The organism is Lysobacter sp. CA196, from assembly GCF_052078695.1.
Taxonomy (GTDB): Bacteria; Pseudomonadota; Gammaproteobacteria; order Xanthomonadales; family Xanthomonadaceae; genus Lysobacter.
On the sequence record NZ_JBQJIN010000013.1, the window covers coordinates 1 to 16,580 of the forward strand.

9 protein-coding genes are annotated in these 16,580 nt (G+C 68.3%); 3 read left to right on the forward strand and 6 right to left on the reverse strand.

Annotated elements, in window-relative coordinates:
• Nucleotides 1-693: 693 nt before the first annotated feature.
• The 3 genes from ACTOWK_RS13070 to ACTOWK_RS13080 form a co-directional block, all read right to left on the reverse strand.
• Complete coding sequence (locus tag ACTOWK_RS13070; RefSeq protein ID WP_441330594.1) at nucleotides 694-1,680, reverse strand: LLM class flavin-dependent oxidoreductase; 987 nt, start codon at nucleotides 1,678-1,680, stop codon at nucleotides 694-696.
• A gap of 240 nt (nucleotides 1,681-1,920) precedes the next feature.
• Complete coding sequence (locus tag ACTOWK_RS13075) at nucleotides 1,921-2,391, reverse strand: hypothetical protein (protein ID WP_441330595.1); 471 nt, start codon at nucleotides 2,389-2,391, stop codon at nucleotides 1,921-1,923.
• Nucleotides 2,392-2,440: 49 nt separating this feature from the next.
• On the reverse strand, nucleotides 2,441-2,593 hold the full coding sequence (locus tag ACTOWK_RS13080; RefSeq protein WP_441330596.1) for a hypothetical protein: 153 nt from the start codon (nucleotides 2,591-2,593) through the stop codon (nucleotides 2,441-2,443).
• Nucleotides 2,594-2,911: 318 nt separating this feature from the next.
• Between ACTOWK_RS13080 and ACTOWK_RS13085 the strand changes: the two genes are divergently transcribed.
• The 3 genes from ACTOWK_RS13085 (at nucleotide 2,912) to ACTOWK_RS13095 (ending at nucleotide 12,013) form a co-directional block, all read left to right on the forward strand.
• Complete coding sequence (locus ACTOWK_RS13085) at nucleotides 2,912-8,836, forward strand: MG2 domain-containing protein (protein WP_441330597.1); 5,925 nt, start codon at nucleotides 2,912-2,914, stop codon at nucleotides 8,834-8,836.
• A gap of 80 nt (nucleotides 8,837-8,916) precedes the next feature.
• On the forward strand, nucleotides 8,917-11,268 hold the full coding sequence (gene pbpC, locus ACTOWK_RS13090; protein ID WP_441330598.1) for a penicillin-binding protein 1C: 2,352 nt from the start codon (nucleotides 8,917-8,919) through the stop codon (nucleotides 11,266-11,268).
• A gap of 109 nt (nucleotides 11,269-11,377) precedes the next feature.
• Nucleotides 11,378-12,013: a hypothetical protein gene (locus ACTOWK_RS13095; RefSeq protein ID WP_441330599.1), complete on the forward strand. Its 636-nt coding sequence runs from the start codon at nucleotides 11,378-11,380 to the stop codon at nucleotides 12,011-12,013.
• 25 nt (nucleotides 12,014-12,038) lie between these two features.
• Here ACTOWK_RS13095 and ACTOWK_RS13100 read toward each other — a convergent pair whose 3' ends face one another.
• From ACTOWK_RS13100 to ACTOWK_RS13110, 3 genes are all read right to left on the reverse strand, one after another.
• Nucleotides 12,039-13,352, reverse strand: a complete 1,314-nt coding sequence (locus tag ACTOWK_RS13100) for a PQQ-dependent sugar dehydrogenase (protein WP_441330600.1) — start codon at nucleotides 13,350-13,352, stop codon at nucleotides 12,039-12,041.
• A 265-nt stretch (nucleotides 13,353-13,617) separates the two neighbouring features.
• Nucleotides 13,618-14,229 (reverse strand): cold shock domain-containing protein, encoded by a 612-nt coding sequence (locus ACTOWK_RS13105; RefSeq protein ID WP_441330601.1) that lies wholly within the window; start codon nucleotides 14,227-14,229, stop codon nucleotides 13,618-13,620.
• Nucleotides 14,230-14,781: 552 nt separating this feature from the next.
• Nucleotides 14,782-16,512: a serine hydrolase gene (locus ACTOWK_RS13110; RefSeq protein WP_441330602.1), complete on the reverse strand. Its 1,731-nt coding sequence runs from the start codon at nucleotides 16,510-16,512 to the stop codon at nucleotides 14,782-14,784.
• Nucleotides 16,513-16,580 lie beyond the last annotated feature (68 nt).

The window sequence follows — 16,580 nt, forward strand, 5'->3', positions numbered from 1 at the left end:
GCAAGCCGCGACCGCGAATCTGCGGCCGCCGACGCGGGCGATCGGGGTTGCGCGGTCGCGGCTTGCGCCGCTCCTACCCAAGAGCAGCCGCGAAGCCGTCGACCGTTGCCGTTGCCGTTGCCGTTGCCGTTGCCGTTGCCGTTGCCGTTGCCGTTGCCGTTGCCGTTGCCGTGAGAGCTTGGCTCAGTTCCGAACTCGCGATGCGATCGTAGACCCGGAGGGCGGCGCACAGGACGTGCGCCCAGCTCCTAAATGGAATGCCCCGATAGGACAAGGATGTCCTATCGAAAAATCCCGGCGACAGCCGCGACCTCGCAAGGGGGCTTCGTCAAGGAAGGCCTCCCTTTGGTTAGCTTTGACCGAAGGAACTCCCTGTGGGACTTTTGGGCCCGCAAAAGAAAGTAACCCGGCCGCGTCAGCGGACGGAAGCTCTAGATATTGACGTTGCCTTATCGCTCCGTGGCAAGCAGCGCCGCAACGACGAGCAACGCGGTCGCAGCTTATGACCGAAGGAAATCCCGTAGGATGCCGCTCCTACAAAAGGGGTCAGCCGGTAACGCCGCGAGGCTGAGGGAACGCGGTCGCGGCTTGCGCCGCTCCTACCCCGCAACCGTTGACCGCTTCGATCAGTCTCGACGACGGTGCGGCGTCTGCGCATCCCTCGGTCGCGACTCACGTCACTCCTACATCCAGCTAAACCGCCCGACAAACTTCGGCGGCAATCTCGAACGAACGCAGTCGCGCTGCATGGTCGTAGATGTTCGCGGTCAGCATCAACTCATCCGGGCGATGGCGCTCGATGAAGGCTGCGATGCCGGCGTGCACTTCAGCCGCGTCGCCGACCACGGCGCAGGCCAGGGCCTGGGCGACGCCGGCTTTCTCGATCGGGGTCCAGAACGATTCGATGTCGTCGATCGGCGGCGGGATCAGACCCGGGCGGCCACGGCGCAGGTTGACGAAGGCTTGTTGCTGGGTGGTGAACAAGCGCTTCGCTGCGGCGCTGTCGTCGGCAGCGACCACGTTCAAGGCCAGCATCGCGTGTGGGCGCAGCAGCCGCGACGACGGCTGGAAGTCGCGTCGATACAGGCTCAGGGCTTCGTCCATCGCGTCGGGCGCGAAATGCGAGGCGAATGCGAACGGCAGGCCCTGGGCGGCGGACAGACGCGCACTGAACAGACTCGATCCCAACAGCCACACCGGCACCCCGAGGCCGGCGCCGGGCACGGCGCGCACTGCTTGTCCGGGCTGCACCGGTTCGAAGTAATGCAGCAGCTCGCTGACGTCCTGCGGGAAGCTGTCGGCGCCGTCGTAGTAGCGACGCAGGGCGCGTGCGGTCGCCTGGTCGGTACCGGGCGCGCGTCCCAGCCCAAGGTCGATGCGGTCCGGGTACAGCGAAGCCAGGGTGCCGAATTGCTCGGCGACCTGCAGCGGCGCGTGGTTCGGCAGCATGATGCCGCCGGCGCCTACCCGGATGGTCGAGGTGCCGCCGGCGATGTGGCCGATCAGCACCGCGGTCGCGGCGCTGGCGATGCCGGGCATGTTGTGGTGTTCGGCGAGCCAGTAGCGGTTATAGCCCAGGCGCTCGGCATGTCGGGCCAGCTCGAGGCTGTTGGCGAAGGCCTGGCGGGTGTCGCTGCCTTCGGTGACGGGCGCCAGGTCGAGTACGGAAAACGGCAGCATGCGGTCGCGCTCGCAACATAGAGTCTTTCGACTTGGGGGCGCGACGAGGGGAATTCAGCGGGGTTCGAGCGCGCTTGGACGCGACGCTGTGTTGCGGATCAGGGGGCGATGTCGGGGCTGGACAGCATCGCAACCCTTACCCCCGGCCCGGCCCGAACGCAGGGCGCTCGGGGCTGCGCGAGCCGGCGGCTCGCATGCAACCTGCCCTCACCCGTGCACGGGTGAGGGGCCAAGAGGACCTCAGAACAAATCGAAGCGCAGCCCCTCGCGCTCGTTGTCCCAGACCGTGCAGAACACCCACCAGCGCCCCTGTTCGTGGCAGAGCTGGATGCTGTTGGCGCCGCGCTTGAGCACCGTCGGCGAGTCCGGCGTCGGCCGCGCTTCGTATTTGCTCCAGACGTGAGCGACCTGGCCGAAGCGTTCGACGCGTTGCTCGGTCTCGACTTCGTGGAAGTCGTTGCCGGCGAAGAAAAGCGCGACGTCGGCGATGTAGCTGTCGACGTCGAACACCGCCGCGCGGGTCGAGCCATCGGCCTCGACCACGGTGCGCAGGCTCAGCGCGCGCGGGTGCTGCAGGTAACGGAAGCGCGCCCAGTCGCGCGGCGCGCCGGCCGGGCCGGAAATGCAGGCGTAGACGGCGCGGATCAGGCGGCCGATATCCTGGGTGTCTTGCTGCCACTCGGCGGGTACGGCGTCGGTGCGGTCGTTCATGGCGGGTCGGTTCCTTGCGACGGGGACGAAGACGACGGTGCAGCCGCGCTTACCAGGGCATCGGCCAACCGGCGAGCGGTGCGATCAGGTAATAGAGCCCGGCCAGCACCAGCAGCCACATCGCCGACTTCAGCAGAAAGCCGACCAGCTTGAAGGCCAGGTACAGCCCCAACGCCACCATCACGATCGCCACGATGTCCATCCGAACTCCTGCGCTGCAAAACGGCCCCGAGCTTAAGCGCTCGCGGACGGGGCGACCAAGTGCCGGGCGTACCGCCTGCCCGGCTCGGTCCTTGGCCGCCGTCGCAAGCAGCGTATCCACGGCGTTAAAAAATCCTTAGGATTCCGACGAACGGCAGGAACGTTTTTCTAACATTCCGGTCTAGCCCATCGATCGATCACGCAGTGCCGCGCGCAAGCGCCCGGCAAGGTCGGGAAAGGGACGAACACGGGGACCGGCCAGGCAACGGATCGCACTGGCCCGGCACTAGCCACAGCACCACGGATTGGAACACCCGCAATGCAAAACACCGACTCGCCGTCGCAACCGGCTCCCACCGCGGAGGCCGGCGACGCCGGCCGCCCTACGCCCTGGGCGCGGGCCACGCGCTCCCTGTTCGGCCAGGTCGACTGGGTCCCACCCGTCTGGTTCGCCGCTGTGCTCGCCCGGGTACGGCAACGCCCCAGGCTGTACCTGCGCAGCCTGCTCGGTTTGATCCTGGTCGGCACGCTCGGCTATTGGCTCGCCACCCGGCCCAAGCCCATCGTTCCCGGCGCGCTGGACGTCGAAGTCCACACCCCGGCGCTGACCGACTACACGCGCGCGCCGGCCGAGGTCGACAGCCTGCGCCTGACCTTCTCCGACACCGCCGCGCCGATCAAGCAGGTCGGCCTGGCGCCGGCCGGCGTGAGCATGACGCCCGAGCTCAAGGGCGCGTGGCGCTGGGAGGACGACAAGACCCTGGTGTTCAAGCCCTCGGCCGACTGGCCGGTCAAGACCCATTACACGGTCGAGCTCGATCCCAAGCTCAGCCTGGCACCCAAGGTGTTGTTGCAGGACTATCAGTTCGAGTTCGAGACCGCGCCGTTCACCGCGCAGATCGCCAGCAGCGAGTTCTATCAAGACCCGCAGGACCCCGCGCTGAAGAAAGGCGTGTACGAACTCAAGTTTTCGCACCCGGTCGACGCCGCCCAGCTCGAACGCCGCATCGCGCTGAAGCTCGCCGACGGCGCCGGCACCGCGCTGGCCGCGCCCAAATACACGGTCAACTACGACGAGAAGGGCCGGCTCAAGGCCTGGATCCACTCGCAGCCGCTGACCCTGCCGGAGAACGGCGGCAACCTCAAACTGGAACTCGCCGCCGGCATCGTCAGCACCCTCGGCGGCAGCGGCAGCGCCGAAGCGCTCAGCGCCACCGTCGCCCTGCCCTCGCTCTACAGCGTCAACATCACCGACGTCGCCGCCGCCCTGGTCGACAACGAGCGCTTCGAACCCGAACAAGTGCTGGTGCTGAGCTTCAACAACGCCATGCGCGACAGCGAGGTCGCCGGCGCCGTGCGCGCCTGGCTGCTGCCGGTCAAGCACCCACGTCGTCCCGCCGGGCAGCAGAGCGGCGCCTACGATTGGAGCCGCGACGACGTCGACGAGGGGGTGCTCAAGCACGCCACGCCGCTGCCCTTGAGCGCGGTGCCGACCGAGCGCGAATACGTCGAGACCCACAGCTTCAAGTTCCAGGCCCCGCCCGGCCGGCGCATCTACCTGCGCGTCAACAAAGGCCTCAAGGCCTTCGGCGGTTTCATGCTCGGCGCCCACCACACCACGGTCGCGACCGTGCCCGACTACCCGAAGCTGTTGCGCTTCGTCGGTGAGGGCGCGCTGTTGTCGCTGCGCGGCGAACGCCGGATCAGCCTGGTCTCGCGCAACGTCGCCAGCGCGCGCCTGGAAATCGCCCGGGTCCTGCCCGAGCAAATCCAGCACCTGGTCTTCAACAACGACGGCAGCTACGCCAAGCCCAGCTTCTACAACCTGTCCGCCGACAGCCTGGTCGAGCGCGAGGAAAAACGCCTGACCCTGCCGGCCGAAAATCCGGCCAAGGCTCACTACGAAGGCGTCGACCTCGGCCAGTACCTCAAGCCCGGGCGCCGCGGCGTGTTCCTGTTGAGCCTGCGCACCCTCGATGAAGACGACCAGAAGCGCAGCGCCGAGGAAACCCTGGCCGACGACGCCGGCAGCGAAGAAGACAGCCGTCTGGTGGTGTTGACCGACCTCGGCATGGCGGTCAAGCAAGCGCTCGACGGCCGCCGCGACGTGTTCGTGCAATCGCTGTCCAACGGCGCCCCGGTCGCCGGCGCGCGCGTGCGCGCAGTCGCCCGCAACGGCGAAACCCTGGTCGAGGCCGAGACCGACGCCAGCGGCCGTGCGCAACTGCCTTCGCTGAAAGGCTTCAAGCGCGAGAAGCAGCCGGCGATGCTGACCGTGAGCCAGGGCGAGGATTACTCCTTCCTGCCGATCGGCGACCACGACCGCACTCTGGATTATTCGCGTTTCGACATCGGCGGCGAGCCCAACGACCTGGAGGCCGGCGCGCTCAACGCCTTCCTGTTCTCCGACCGCGGCCTGTACCGTCCCGGCGACACCGTCAACATCGGCATGATCGTGCGCGCCGCCGACTGGAAGCGCGCGCTGACCGGCCTGCCGCTGGAATGGGAGTTCACCGATCCGCGCGGCACCGTGGCCAAGCGCGAGCGATTCAAGCTCAGCGCCAGCGGCTTCGAGAGCGCCAGCTTCGCCCCCAGCGACAGCGCGCCGAGCGGCACCTGGCAGGTGCAGTTGTTCCTGCTCGGCCGCGACGACAAGCGCACCACGATCGGCTCGACCTCGGTGCAGGTGCGCGAGTTCGCCCCCGACACCATGCGGGTCAAAGCGAAGCTGTCGGCGGAGAACCCCAACGGCTGGATCAAGCCCGAACAGCTCGCCGCCCAGGTCGACGCCGAGAACCTGTTCGGCACGCCCGCTCAGCAGCGCCGCGTCGAAGGCACGATGGTGCTGCGCCCGGCCTTCCCGAGCTTCCCGGCCTATCCGGGCTACCAGTTCTTCGACCCGCAACGCGCCAAGGAAGGCTACGACGAATCGCTCAGCGACCAGACCACCAACGCCGAAGGCCGGGCCGAGTTCAAGCTCGACCTGACCAAGTACGAGCGCGCGACTTATCAGCTGAGTTTCCTCGCCCGTGCCTTCGAGCCCGGCAGCGGCCGCAACGTCGCCGCCCAGACCAGCGCCCTGGTGTCGAGCAACGATCATCTGCTCGGGATCAAGTCGCAGGACGACCTGAACTACATCCAGCGCGGCGCCAAGCGTGCCTTGCAGTTGCTGGCCATCGGCCAGGACGGCAAGCCGAAGACGGTCGCCGGCCTGCGCGCGGTGGTGGTCGAAAAACGCTACGTGTCGGTGCTGACCAAGCAGGATTCGGGCCTGTACCGCTACGTCTCGCACGAACGCCGCTTCGACCGCCGCGACCAGGCCTTGGCCCTGGCCGGCGGCCGCGAGAACGTGGCATTGACCACCGACCAGCCCGGCGACTTCGTGCTCGAAGTGCGCGCCGCCGACGGCAAGGTGCTCAACCAGATCGGCTACCAGATCGCCGGCGCCGCCAACCTGTCGCGTTCGCTCGAACGCAATGCCGAGCTGAGCCTCAATCTGTCCAAGCCCAGCTACAAGCCCGGCGAAACCATCGAGATCAGCGTGCGCGCGCCCTACGCCGGCAGCGGCCTGATCACGCTGGAGCGCGACCGCGTCTACGCCCATGCCTGGTTCCGCGCCGACAGCAACGCCAGCGTGCAGAAGATCGTCGTGCCCGCCGACTTCGAGGGCAACGGCTACGTCAACGTGCAGTTCCTGCGCGACCCGAACTCCGACGAGATCTACATGAGCCCGCTGTCCTACGGCGTCGCGCCGTTCGCGGTCGACCGCAGCGCGCGCACCCAGCCGATCAAGGTCAGCCTGCCGCGGGTGACCAAGCCGGGCACGCCGATGACCGCCGACGTGGTCACCCAGGGCAAGGCGCGGGTGGTGCTGTTCGCGGTCGACGAAGGCATCCTGCAGGTCGCGCGCTACCGCGTCGGCGACCCGCTCGATCATTTCTTCCGCAAGAAGATGCTCCAGGTCGACACCGCCCAGATCCTCGACCTGTTGCTGCCCGAGTTCAGCCGCATCGCCGGCCAGGCCGCGCCGGGCGGCGACGGCGAAGGCGGCATGGCCAAGCACCTCAATCCGTTCAAGCGCAAATCGGAGAAACCGGCGGTGTGGTGGTCGGGCATCGTCGACGTCGACGGCCAGCACCAGTTCAAATTCACCCTGCCCGATCATTTCAACGGCCAGGTGCGGGTGGTCGCGGTCGCGGTGACCCCGGAACGGGTCGGCGTGTTCCAGACCGAGGCGCTGGTGCGCGGCGATTTCGTGTTGACGCCGACCGTGCCGACCCATGTCGCCCCGGGCGACGAATTCGACTTGCCGGTCGGTGTCGCCAATACCATCGAAGGCGCCAAGGCCGCGGCCAAGGTCGCGGTCGCGCTGCAACTGCCGCCGTCGCTGACCCTGGTCGGCGCGGCGCCGGCGCCGGTGTCGATCGCCCCGCGCGGCGAAACCACGGTGCGCTTCCGGGTGCGTGCCGGCCAGGCACTCGGTGCGGTGCCGGTCGCGATCCAGGCCAGTTCGGGCGCGTTCAAGGCGCAACGGCGGATCGAGTTGTCGCTGCGCCCGGCCGTGGTCGCGCGCCAGGACCTGATCGCCGGACGCGCCACCCAGCGCACCGTCATCCAGCCCTTGCGCACGATGTACGACCAACGCGCGACCCGCCAACTGTCGGCCTCGGTTTCGCCCTTGGTCGCGCTCGACGGGCTGAGCGCCTACCTCGGCGACTACCCGCACCAATGCACCGAGCAACTGTTGAGCGGCGCGTTCCCGGCACTGGTGCTGCAATCGCACCCCGAGCTCGGCCGGGTGGTCGGCCCGGGCGCGGGCCAGCCGAAGCAGAACATCGTCGACGTGCTGCGTTCGCGCCAGAACAGCGAAGGCGGCCTGGGCCTGTGGACGGCGACGCCGCAGGCCGACGCCTTCGTCACTGCCTACGCCGCCCTGTATCTGATCGAAGCGCGCGAGCGCGGCCAGCCGATTCCGGACGATCTGCTGAAGTCGCTCAACGGCTATCTCGAATCGCTGGCCGCCGATCGCTCCGGCAACGACCTGGCGACCCTGCGCAGCCGCGCCTTCGCGGTGTATCTGCTGGTCCGCCAGGGCCGCACCGCCAGCAACCTGCTCAGCTCGGTACACGAGCAGATCAAGCGCGACCAACCCAAGACCTGGGAGAACGACAGCGCCGGCCTGTTGATCGCGGCGAGCTATCAGTTGCTGCAACAGGACAAGGCGGCGCGGCCGCTCGCGGTCAAGGCCTTCACCCGCGCCAACCGCACCGCGAGCGCCAAGCCGACCGCGTATTCGTACTACTACGACGGCGGCATCGAACAGGCCTGGACGGTCTACCTGCTCAACCGCCATTTCGCCACCCTGGCCAAGGACCAACTCAAGCCGGTAGCGCTGGAACGCCTGCTCGATCCGCTGCGCAACAACAGCTACAACACCTTGTCCTCGGCCCTGACCGTGCTGGCGATGGACGCTTACGCCAGCGCGCAACCGGCGCAAGCCGCGCCGATGCTGGAAGCGGCCGGCAAGGACGGCAAGTCGCGCCGCATCGGCAGCGCCCAGGGTTTGATCGCCCGCGGCGCCTTCGCCGGCGGCGACCTGCGCCTGTGGGTGGCGCCGGCCGGCCCGACCCCGGCCTGGTACCTGGTCAACCAGAGCGGCTACGACCGCGCCGCGCCGAAGGCGGTGCAGGACCGCGGCCTGGAAGTGGTGCGCGACTACCTCGATGCCGCCGGCAAACCGGTGACCGCGCTCACGCAGGGGCAGGAAATCATCGTGCGCCTGCGGGTGCGTGCGCTCGGTGCGCCGGGCCGCGGCAACATCGCCATCGTCGATCTGCTGCCGGGCGGTTTCGAGCCGGTGATGCAGTACGCCGCCGCGTCGGTCGGGGCCGAAGCGGCGTCCAACGACGACGAAAGCGAAGGCTGCGAAGAAGGATGCGAGGACAGCGGCGACGAAGACGGCCAGCCCTCGCGCGACGGCGGCGAGCAAAACGCGGCGCCGCAGCAGACCCTGGCCTTGCCCAACTCCAGCTTCACCCCCGAGCACGTCGAGCAACGCGAAGACCGCATCGTGCTGTACGGCAGCGTCGGCTCGGAAGTCGCCGAGTTCCGCTACGCGGTGCGCGCCAACAACACCGGCAAGTTCGTGGTGCCGCCGGTGTACGCCGAGTCGATGTACGAACGCTCGGTGTACGCGCAAGGCGGCCCCGCCGGTCAGCTGCAGGTCGACGCGCCGAAGCCATGAGGGTTTCGTCGGGCGAGGCAGGGAAGATGCGCCAATGGGGCGAGACGGGATACATGCGACTGCGAGGCGAGACAGGAAGCATGCGACGGCAGTGGTGGATTCTGCTGCTGAGCCTCATTGCCGTCGTTACGGTGCTGGTCGCGGTGCGTTATTCGCCGCGACCATCCCTGGCCGAAGCGGTGCCGCTGTCGACCGTGGTCCGCGACCGCGAAGGCCGGCTGTTGCGGCTGACGCTCGCCAGCGACCAGCGTTATCGGTTGTGGGTGCCGTTGTCGCAGGTCTCGCCGTCGCTGGTCGAAGCGGTGATGCTGCAGGAAGACGCCTGGTTCCGTTGGCATCGGGGCGTCAACCCGATCAGCCTGGTGCGCGGCGCCTGGTCGACCTATGCCAGCGGCGAGGCGCGCATCGGCGGCTCCACGCTGACCATGCAGCTCGCGCGCCTGCGCTGGCGCCTGCAGACCCGCGACGTGCGCGGCAAGCTGGTGCAGATCGCGCGCGCGCTGCAACTGGAGCTGTGCTACTCGAAAGACGAGATCCTCGAGGCCTATCTCAACTTGGCCCCGTATGGCGGCAACATCGAAGGCGTCGGCTCGGCCAGCCTGATCTACTACCGCAAACCGTCCGACCGCCTGACCCTGCCCGAAGCGCTTGCCCTGGCGGTGCTGCCGCAGGCGCCGTCGCGGCGCGGCCGCCTGACCGCGCGCGACGACGACGCCTTCTACATCGGCAGCGGCCTGGAAGCGGCGCGCGCGCGTTTGTATGCGCGCTGGCGCGAGCGCCACCCCGAAGACGCCGCCGAGGACGCGCTGCTGACATTGCCGCTGCGCCTGCACAGCGCGCGCGAGCTGCCGTTCCGCGCACCGCACCTGGTCGACCGAGTGCTCGCCGAACGCGCCTGGCACCCGCACGACGGGCCCGAGCTCAAGACCACCCTCGACACCCGCCTGCAACGCCTGCTCGAAGAACGCGTGCGCAACCACCTGCAACGCGAACGCAGCCGCGGCCTGCGCAACGCCAGCGCGATCCTGATCGACACCCGCGACATGGGCGTGCGCGCCCTGGTCGGTTCGGCGGATTACTTCGACGCCGGCATCCAGGGCCAGGTCAACGGCGCCGATGCCAAGCGCTCGCCGGGCTCGACCCTCAAGCCCTTCATCTACGCACTCGCGCTCGACCAGGGCGTGCTGCATCCGGCCAGCGTGCTGCGCGACGTGCCGAGCGCATTCGGGCCGTACACGCCGGAAAATTTCGACGGCCGCTTCATGGGCCCGGTGACCGCGACCGAAGCCCTGGTGCGCAGCCGCAACATCCCCGCGGTCGGCGTCGCCGCTCAATTGAAGCAACCGAGTTTCTACGACTTCCTGCGCCGCGCCGGCGTGCGCGAGCTGGCCAGCCAGAATCACTACGGCCTGGCCCTCGTCCTGGGCGGTGGCGAAGTGACGATGGAAGAGCTCGCACGCATGTACGCCATGCTCGGCAACGACGGCCGTCTGCGCGCGCTGCGCTGGCGCGAACACGACCCGCAGGAAGAAGGCGCGCGCCTGCTCAGCGCCGAGGCCGCCTTCGTCACCCGCGACATGCTGTTGCACAACCCACGCCCGGACGCCGGCTCGCAGTCGGCCTCGCGGCCCCTGCCGGTGGCCTGGAAGACCGGCACTTCATGGGCGTTCCGCGACGCCTGGAGCGCCGGCCTCGTCGGCCCTTACGTATTGGTGGTCTGGCTCGGCAATTTCGACGGTTCCAGCAATCCCGCCTTGGTCGGCGTCGAAGCCGCGGCGCCCTTGTTCTTCGACATCGTCGACGGCCTGCAGGCGGCGCGGGTCGATCTCGCCGAGCCGGTGCGGCAATGGCCCTTGAACCTCAAGCGCGTCGAGATCTGCCGCGCCAGCGGCGACCTGCCCAACGCCTGGTGCCCGCAGCGCGGCATGACCTGGTTCATCCCCGGCAAGTCGCCGATCCGGATCAGCACCGTGCACCGCGCCATCGCCATCGATATCGCCAGCGGCCGGCCGGCCTGCGGGCCGTTCGATCCGCGCACCATGCGCAGCGAAGTGTTCGAGTTCTGGCCTTCCGACCTCGCGCGGGTGTTCGTCCAGGCCGGCATTCCGCGCCGGCGACCGCCGCCGGGACACGACTGCGCCGGCTCGCAGGATTGGCTGGGCTCGGCGCCGAGCATCACCTCGCCGTATCGCGCCACCCGCTACACCATGCGCCTGTCGCATCCCGAGCAAGTCGCCCTGAACCTCGCCGCGACCGTCGACGCCGACGTCTCGCGCCTGTACTGGTTCGTCGGCAACACCTTCCTCGGCAGCGCCGAACCCGGCACCGCCCTGGCCTGGACGCCGGACCGCACCGGGCACTTCCGCTTGTCGGTGGTCGACGACCATGGCCGCAGCGACGAACGCGAGATCGAGGTCGCGGTGGTGCAATGAAGCGGACCGCGACGCGACGCTGAACCCCACCCCGCTCATCGGCCGCGGAGGCTTTGGAAAAGCGTCCGCGGCGCTTATGGTGAGCGCGTCCATCGCGCAGGAAACCTCCATGTCGCGTCATACGCTACGTTCGCATCCGCTCGCGACCGCTTCGCGCCGCTCGATCGCCCTGGCCGCACTCGGATTGCTCGCCGCCAGCGCTCAGGCATCGCCTGCGCAAACCGACTATCCCGACGACATCGACAAGGTCCGCGGCTGCTGGATCCAGCGCGTCGAACCCGACGGACCGGCTACCTTGTTCCTGCGGCTGTTGCCCGAACCCGAGCGCAAGGACTGGCTGGTCGGCGCACTGCAACGCGCCGACGGCGACGACCCCGACCGCCGTCTGCGCCTGCAATTCGCACGCAGCGGCCTCTCGGCTGTGCTCGGCCCCAACACGCCGAGCGGCGATGCGGCGACGCCCGGCCCCAAACCGGCGCCGCTCAAGACCCTCCGCCCGGCGCGGTCCGGCCTGGTGCATCTGCCGAAGACGCAGATGGACTACTGGCGCACACCGGGTTTGTCCCCTCCCCCCACCGGCGCCCCCGCGCAGACCAGCGTCATCGTCTACCACCACGACCAGACGTCCTTGCGCGTGGAGGTCTCGCCCGAGCATCTCAAGCTGAGCATCGGCGGTCTGCATCCGCACACCGCAAAAATTCCGGAAAAAGTGCTGTTCGACGGCCGCCGCGACGGCTGCGACTGAACCGCGCAAGCGCTGCCGCCGCGCATCACTTCGCCGCGCTAACCCGCCAGACGATATTGCCGACGTCGTCGGTGACCAACAAGGCGCCGTGCTTGTCCAGGCGCACATCGACCGGCCGGCCTTGCGCGTTTTCTGCCGCGTCGAGGAAGCCGGTCAATACATCCGCCGGCTGGCCGTCGGGCTGGCCGTTGTCGAAAGCGACGTAGATCACCTTGTAGCCGCTCTTGGGCTTGCGGTTCCACGAGCCGTGCTGGCCGACGAACAAACCGTTCGCGAACTGCGCCGGCAGACTCGTGCCCTGCGAGAAGGCGATGCCGAGCGAGGCCGTATGCGGCCCGAGCGCGTAGTCCGGCACCAGCGCTTTGGCGACCAATTCGGGTTTCTGCGGTTTCACCCGCACGTCGACGTGCTGACCGTAATAGCTGTACGGCCAGCCGTAGAAACCGCCGTCGCGCACCGAAGTGATGTAGTCCGGCACCAGGTCGCTGCCGATCTCGTCGCGTTCGTTGACCGCCGTCCACAGCGCGCCCGTCGTCGGCTCCCAGGCCAGGCCGTTGGGATTGCGCAAGCCGGTCGCGAACAAGCGCTTGTTGCCGCTGGCGCGGTCGAGCTCCCAGATCGCGGCGCGGCCTTCCTCCATCGCCATGCCGTTCTCGCCGACGTTGCTGTTGGAACCAACGGTGATGTAGAGCTTGCGGCCGTCTGCGCTGGCGATGAGGTTCTTGGTCCAATGGTGATTGATACCGGCCGGCAGGTCGGTGACCTTGACCCCGGCCTGGGCGATCGAGGTCTCGCCTTCGCGATACGGGAACCGCAGCACCGCGTCGGCATTGGCGACATAGAAATCTCCGCCGACCAGGGCCATGCCGAACGGCGAATGCAGGCCTTGCAGGAACACGCTGCGGAACTCGGCGACGCCGTCGCCGTCGGCATCGCGCAACAGGCTGATGCGGTCGGCGCTGGGCACGCCCGCACCGGCGCGCTTCATCATCCGTCCTGCGATCCAGGCCTTGATGCCCGAGGCTTTCTTGTCCGATGCCGGCGCGTTGCTTTCGGCCACCAATACATCGCCGTTCGGCAACACATGCAGCCAGCGCGGATGATCGAGCCCCCCGGCGAACGCCGTCACCGCCAGGCCTGGGGCCGCCACCGGCTTGCCGCCGGACGGCCAGCCGACCGCCGGCGCGACGTTGACGGTCGGCAGCACGGTCTTGTTCGGCGCCGGCAACTGCGGCTTGTGGCCGATGCCGTCGGAAACCTGCAGGGTCGCGCTCTCGCCGCAGGCGGCGAGCGCCATCGCGAACGAAAGCGCAGTCAGGGAACGCAGCGAAAGCACCATGGTCTGAACCCTCGATGGAATCGGCGGTCGCGCCCAGCATGCGCAGGCCTTGGTAAAGCGCGCGAGAAGATCGGGCCGCAAACGTGACCGTCTGCCTGAATCGACCGCTGATTCCGAGGTTTCCGCATCGCCGTCATTCGCGACGCGCCCGTCCTTGACCGATCCGATGCATCCTCACTGCCGTCATCCCCGCGCAGGCGGGGATGCAGAGACTTCAGAGCGATGCCGCGATAGAGCCCTGGATCCCCGCGCCGATGCCTCGACGTCAACGCGAACACCATTGCTGTTCGCAGGGCTCGCCGTCGCCATCGCCGTCCATTTCCGTATTCGGGCAATGCCGAAGAAAATAGCGGGCCTCGGCGCACGAAGTCATTTGCGAACAATGGCTGCGGCCGTCGCAGGCGAAGCTCGCGGACGACTGGGTCGTCGGCTGCGCCGCCGAAGGTCTGGGCATGGAGGAGGATGCCGGATCCTGCACGGGCGGCGCTACCGACGCGCGCGTCGACATCGTTGCCGATACCGTCGGACGTGCGGATTCGACGCCATCGGAATGAAGCGACGAAGACCGGCTGTACACGTATCCGCCGACGGCGACCATCGCCGAGATCGCCAGGGCTGCGATGCCCCAGCCGCTACGCGCCGGTGTACCCGGATCGCGACGCCGTGCCGATGCCGCACGCCTGCCTTCGCCGGCGCGCATGACCCGAACGGCCTCTCGCTTGCCGTCGCTCTTCGTACGAATCTCGAAGGAGACCCATTCGTTGAGTGCAGGCCGGATGCCGCGGCGATTGAACTCGGAGATATGCACGAACACTTCGTCGCCGCCCTGGGCCGGGGCGATGAATCCGAACCCGCGCTCGTCGTTCCATTTGATCAAGCTGCCATGCGTTCGCATGCCGATTCCTCGGTCGATCCCTCGGTCGATCCCTCGGTCGATTCCCGCCCGCAGCATCCGGCGCGGAAGCGGCCGAATCAAGGCCCGAGCTCGATGCGGCCGCATCCGTTGCGGATCCTGTGGACCTGTCGCCGTCTGGGTCGAGAGCACCGCGTCGTTTACCGCCAGCGCCCCGGCCCGTGCTGTCTCTTACCGGCGGCACGCCGGAGCCGGCAACGCCGCGCCAATGAAGAAGGCCCTGCATCGCAGGACACGGCGATGCAGGGCCTTAAGTGACGCAATGGGCACGGTCCCTATGCGCCACAAGCTGCCGCCGGCATCCTGGAGACATGCGGCGGGACGACCGGGTACCCAGTCCTAGCTAACAACGAGACAGGATCGCCGTCCCCCTACCTCGTCCGGCCAGGAAAACGCTGCCGATTGTCGGATCGCGACCCAGTCCCGATTTCCGCGGGGCATGGCACGGGCTTCGTAGGCCATGACAGCTGCCGGCAGCGTCCGTGGCTCCGACGACGAACGCCGTCGTTGCTTCGCTCAACCCGCGCGCTTGCCCGCGGGCGAGGTGGCCTTGACCGGGGCCTCCTTGGCCGGCGTGCCTTTCGGCGCAGGCAGAGCCGTGTCCGGGTCCGCCGCGACCACCGGCGCTAGGCGCAGGTCCTGGAAGTCGAAGCTGAAATCGGTCATCGGCGAGATCGCCTCCATCCGCATTTCGCGGACCTTGCCGTCCGGGGTCAGGGCGAAGTTGACGAAGGCGTCGGCGTTGAGCCAGCGCTGGTTCCAACGGACGATGAAGGTGTCGTGCTGCCAGTGCGTCAGCTCGCCGACCAGGTCCTTGCTGCGGCCGAAGCGCAGCCGCCATCGGCCGTTGCCGGCCGCTTCGACGAAGACCTCGCCGTACCACGGGTCGCGATAGGTGCCGGCATAGGCCTGCAACGGCAGCGACGGCTTCGATTTCGCGTCGCGCGCGGCGACGTGCTTGCTCCAGTCGTCGTCGGCCTTGCTGCGGCTCTTGGCCAGGGCCGCGGCATAGGCCGCATTCCAGTCGGTCTTGGCCGCGCCCAGGTAGGCGTCGAGCGCGCGCATGGTCACCGCCTGGAAGGCGCCGCCGAGCTCGGCGTTGGTCAGCACCACCACGCCGAGTTTCTGCTCCGGCACCAGGGTCACGCGCGAGACCATGCCGGGCCAGCCGCCGGTGTGCCAGACCAGTTTGCGTCCGCGGTAATCGGTGAGCTGCCAACCTTCGCCGTAGCCGGCGAAATTCGGCTTCACCGCAGCCAATTCCGGTACCGGCGGCTCGGCGATCGGCATCGGCGTGATCACCGACCACATCGCCTGCTGGCGCTTGGCGCTGAACAAGCGCCGCTCCTGGTCGCCATCGCGCCGGTAGACGCCGCCGTCGAGCTGCACGCGCATCCACTTGCTCATGTCGTGCACGCTCGAGTACAGGCCGCCGGCGCCGGCCACGTTGGCCCAGGTCATGCGCGGCGCGGTCTGCAGATCCTTGAAATCGGCCTTGGCATGTCCGCTCGCGACCGCGTCGCCGCTGCGCAGCGCGTCGCTGTTGTAGCGCGTCTCGTCCATGCCGAGCGGCGCGAAGATGCGTTCGCCGAGAAAGTCGCGATAGCTTTGGCCGCTGACTTTCTCGATCACCAGTTGGGCGACGCCGTAGAGGATGTTGTCGTAGGCGTACTGGCCGCGGAAACCGCCGCTGAGCGGCACTTCGGCGAGACGCCGGGCGACCTCTTCGTTGCTGTAGTCGGTGCCGGGCCAATACAGCAGGTCGCCGGCGCCGAGACCCAGGCCGCTGCGATGGGCGAGCAGATCGCGCAGGCGCATCTCGCGAGTCACGTAGGGGTCGGCCATGCGGAACCAGGGCAAGCGGTCGATCACCCGGTCGTCGAGGCTCAGCTTGCCTTCGTCGGCGAGCATCGACAGCGAGGCGGCGGTGAAGGCCTTGGTGTTGGAGGCGATGGCGAACAAGGTGTGGGCGTCGACCGGCTCGGGCTTGCCGATCTCGCGCAGGCCGTAGCCGCGTTCGAGCACGACCTGGCCGTCCTTGACGATCGCCACCGCGATGCCGGGCACCTCGAACTGCTTGCGCACCGCTTCGACGTAGGCGTCGAAATCCTGCAACTGCTCGGGCAGCGCCGGCACCGCGGCCGTGGCCGCCGTGGCGGCCGCTTTGGGCGCCTGCGCGGCGGCACCGGCGGCGCTCACGCACAACAGCAGACCGGCGCCGTGCGCTTTCCAGTCGTTGGCTCGCATCGTTGTCCTTCCCGGAAAAACGCCCACTCTCGGCGATAGTCGTAGCGCGCGCCAGAGGTCGGAAGTCG

Excerpts from the sequence above, each read along its gene's own strand:
- ACTOWK_RS13070 (WP_441330594.1), bottom strand. The coding sequence starts at position 1,680 with ATGCTGCCGTTTTCCGTACTCGACCTGGCGCCCGTCACCGAAGGCAGC.
- ACTOWK_RS13075 (WP_441330595.1), bottom strand. The coding sequence starts at position 2,391 with ATGAACGACCGCACCGACGCCGTACCCGCCGAGTGGCAGCAAGACACC.
- ACTOWK_RS13080 (WP_441330596.1), bottom strand. The coding sequence starts at position 2,593 with ATGGACATCGTGGCGATCGTGATGGTGGCGTTGGGGCTGTACCTGGCC.
- ACTOWK_RS13085 (WP_441330597.1), top strand. The coding sequence starts at position 2,912 with ATGCAAAACACCGACTCGCCGTCGCAACCGGCTCCCACCGCGGAGGCC.
- pbpC (WP_441330598.1), top strand. The coding sequence starts at position 8,917 with ATGCGACGGCAGTGGTGGATTCTGCTGCTGAGCCTCATTGCCGTCGTT.
- ACTOWK_RS13095 (WP_441330599.1), top strand. The coding sequence starts at position 11,378 with ATGTCGCGTCATACGCTACGTTCGCATCCGCTCGCGACCGCTTCGCGC.
- ACTOWK_RS13100 (WP_441330600.1), bottom strand. The coding sequence starts at position 13,352 with ATGGTGCTTTCGCTGCGTTCCCTGACTGCGCTTTCGTTCGCGATGGCG.
- ACTOWK_RS13110 (WP_441330602.1), bottom strand. The coding sequence starts at position 16,512 with ATGCGAGCCAACGACTGGAAAGCGCACGGCGCCGGTCTGCTGTTGTGC.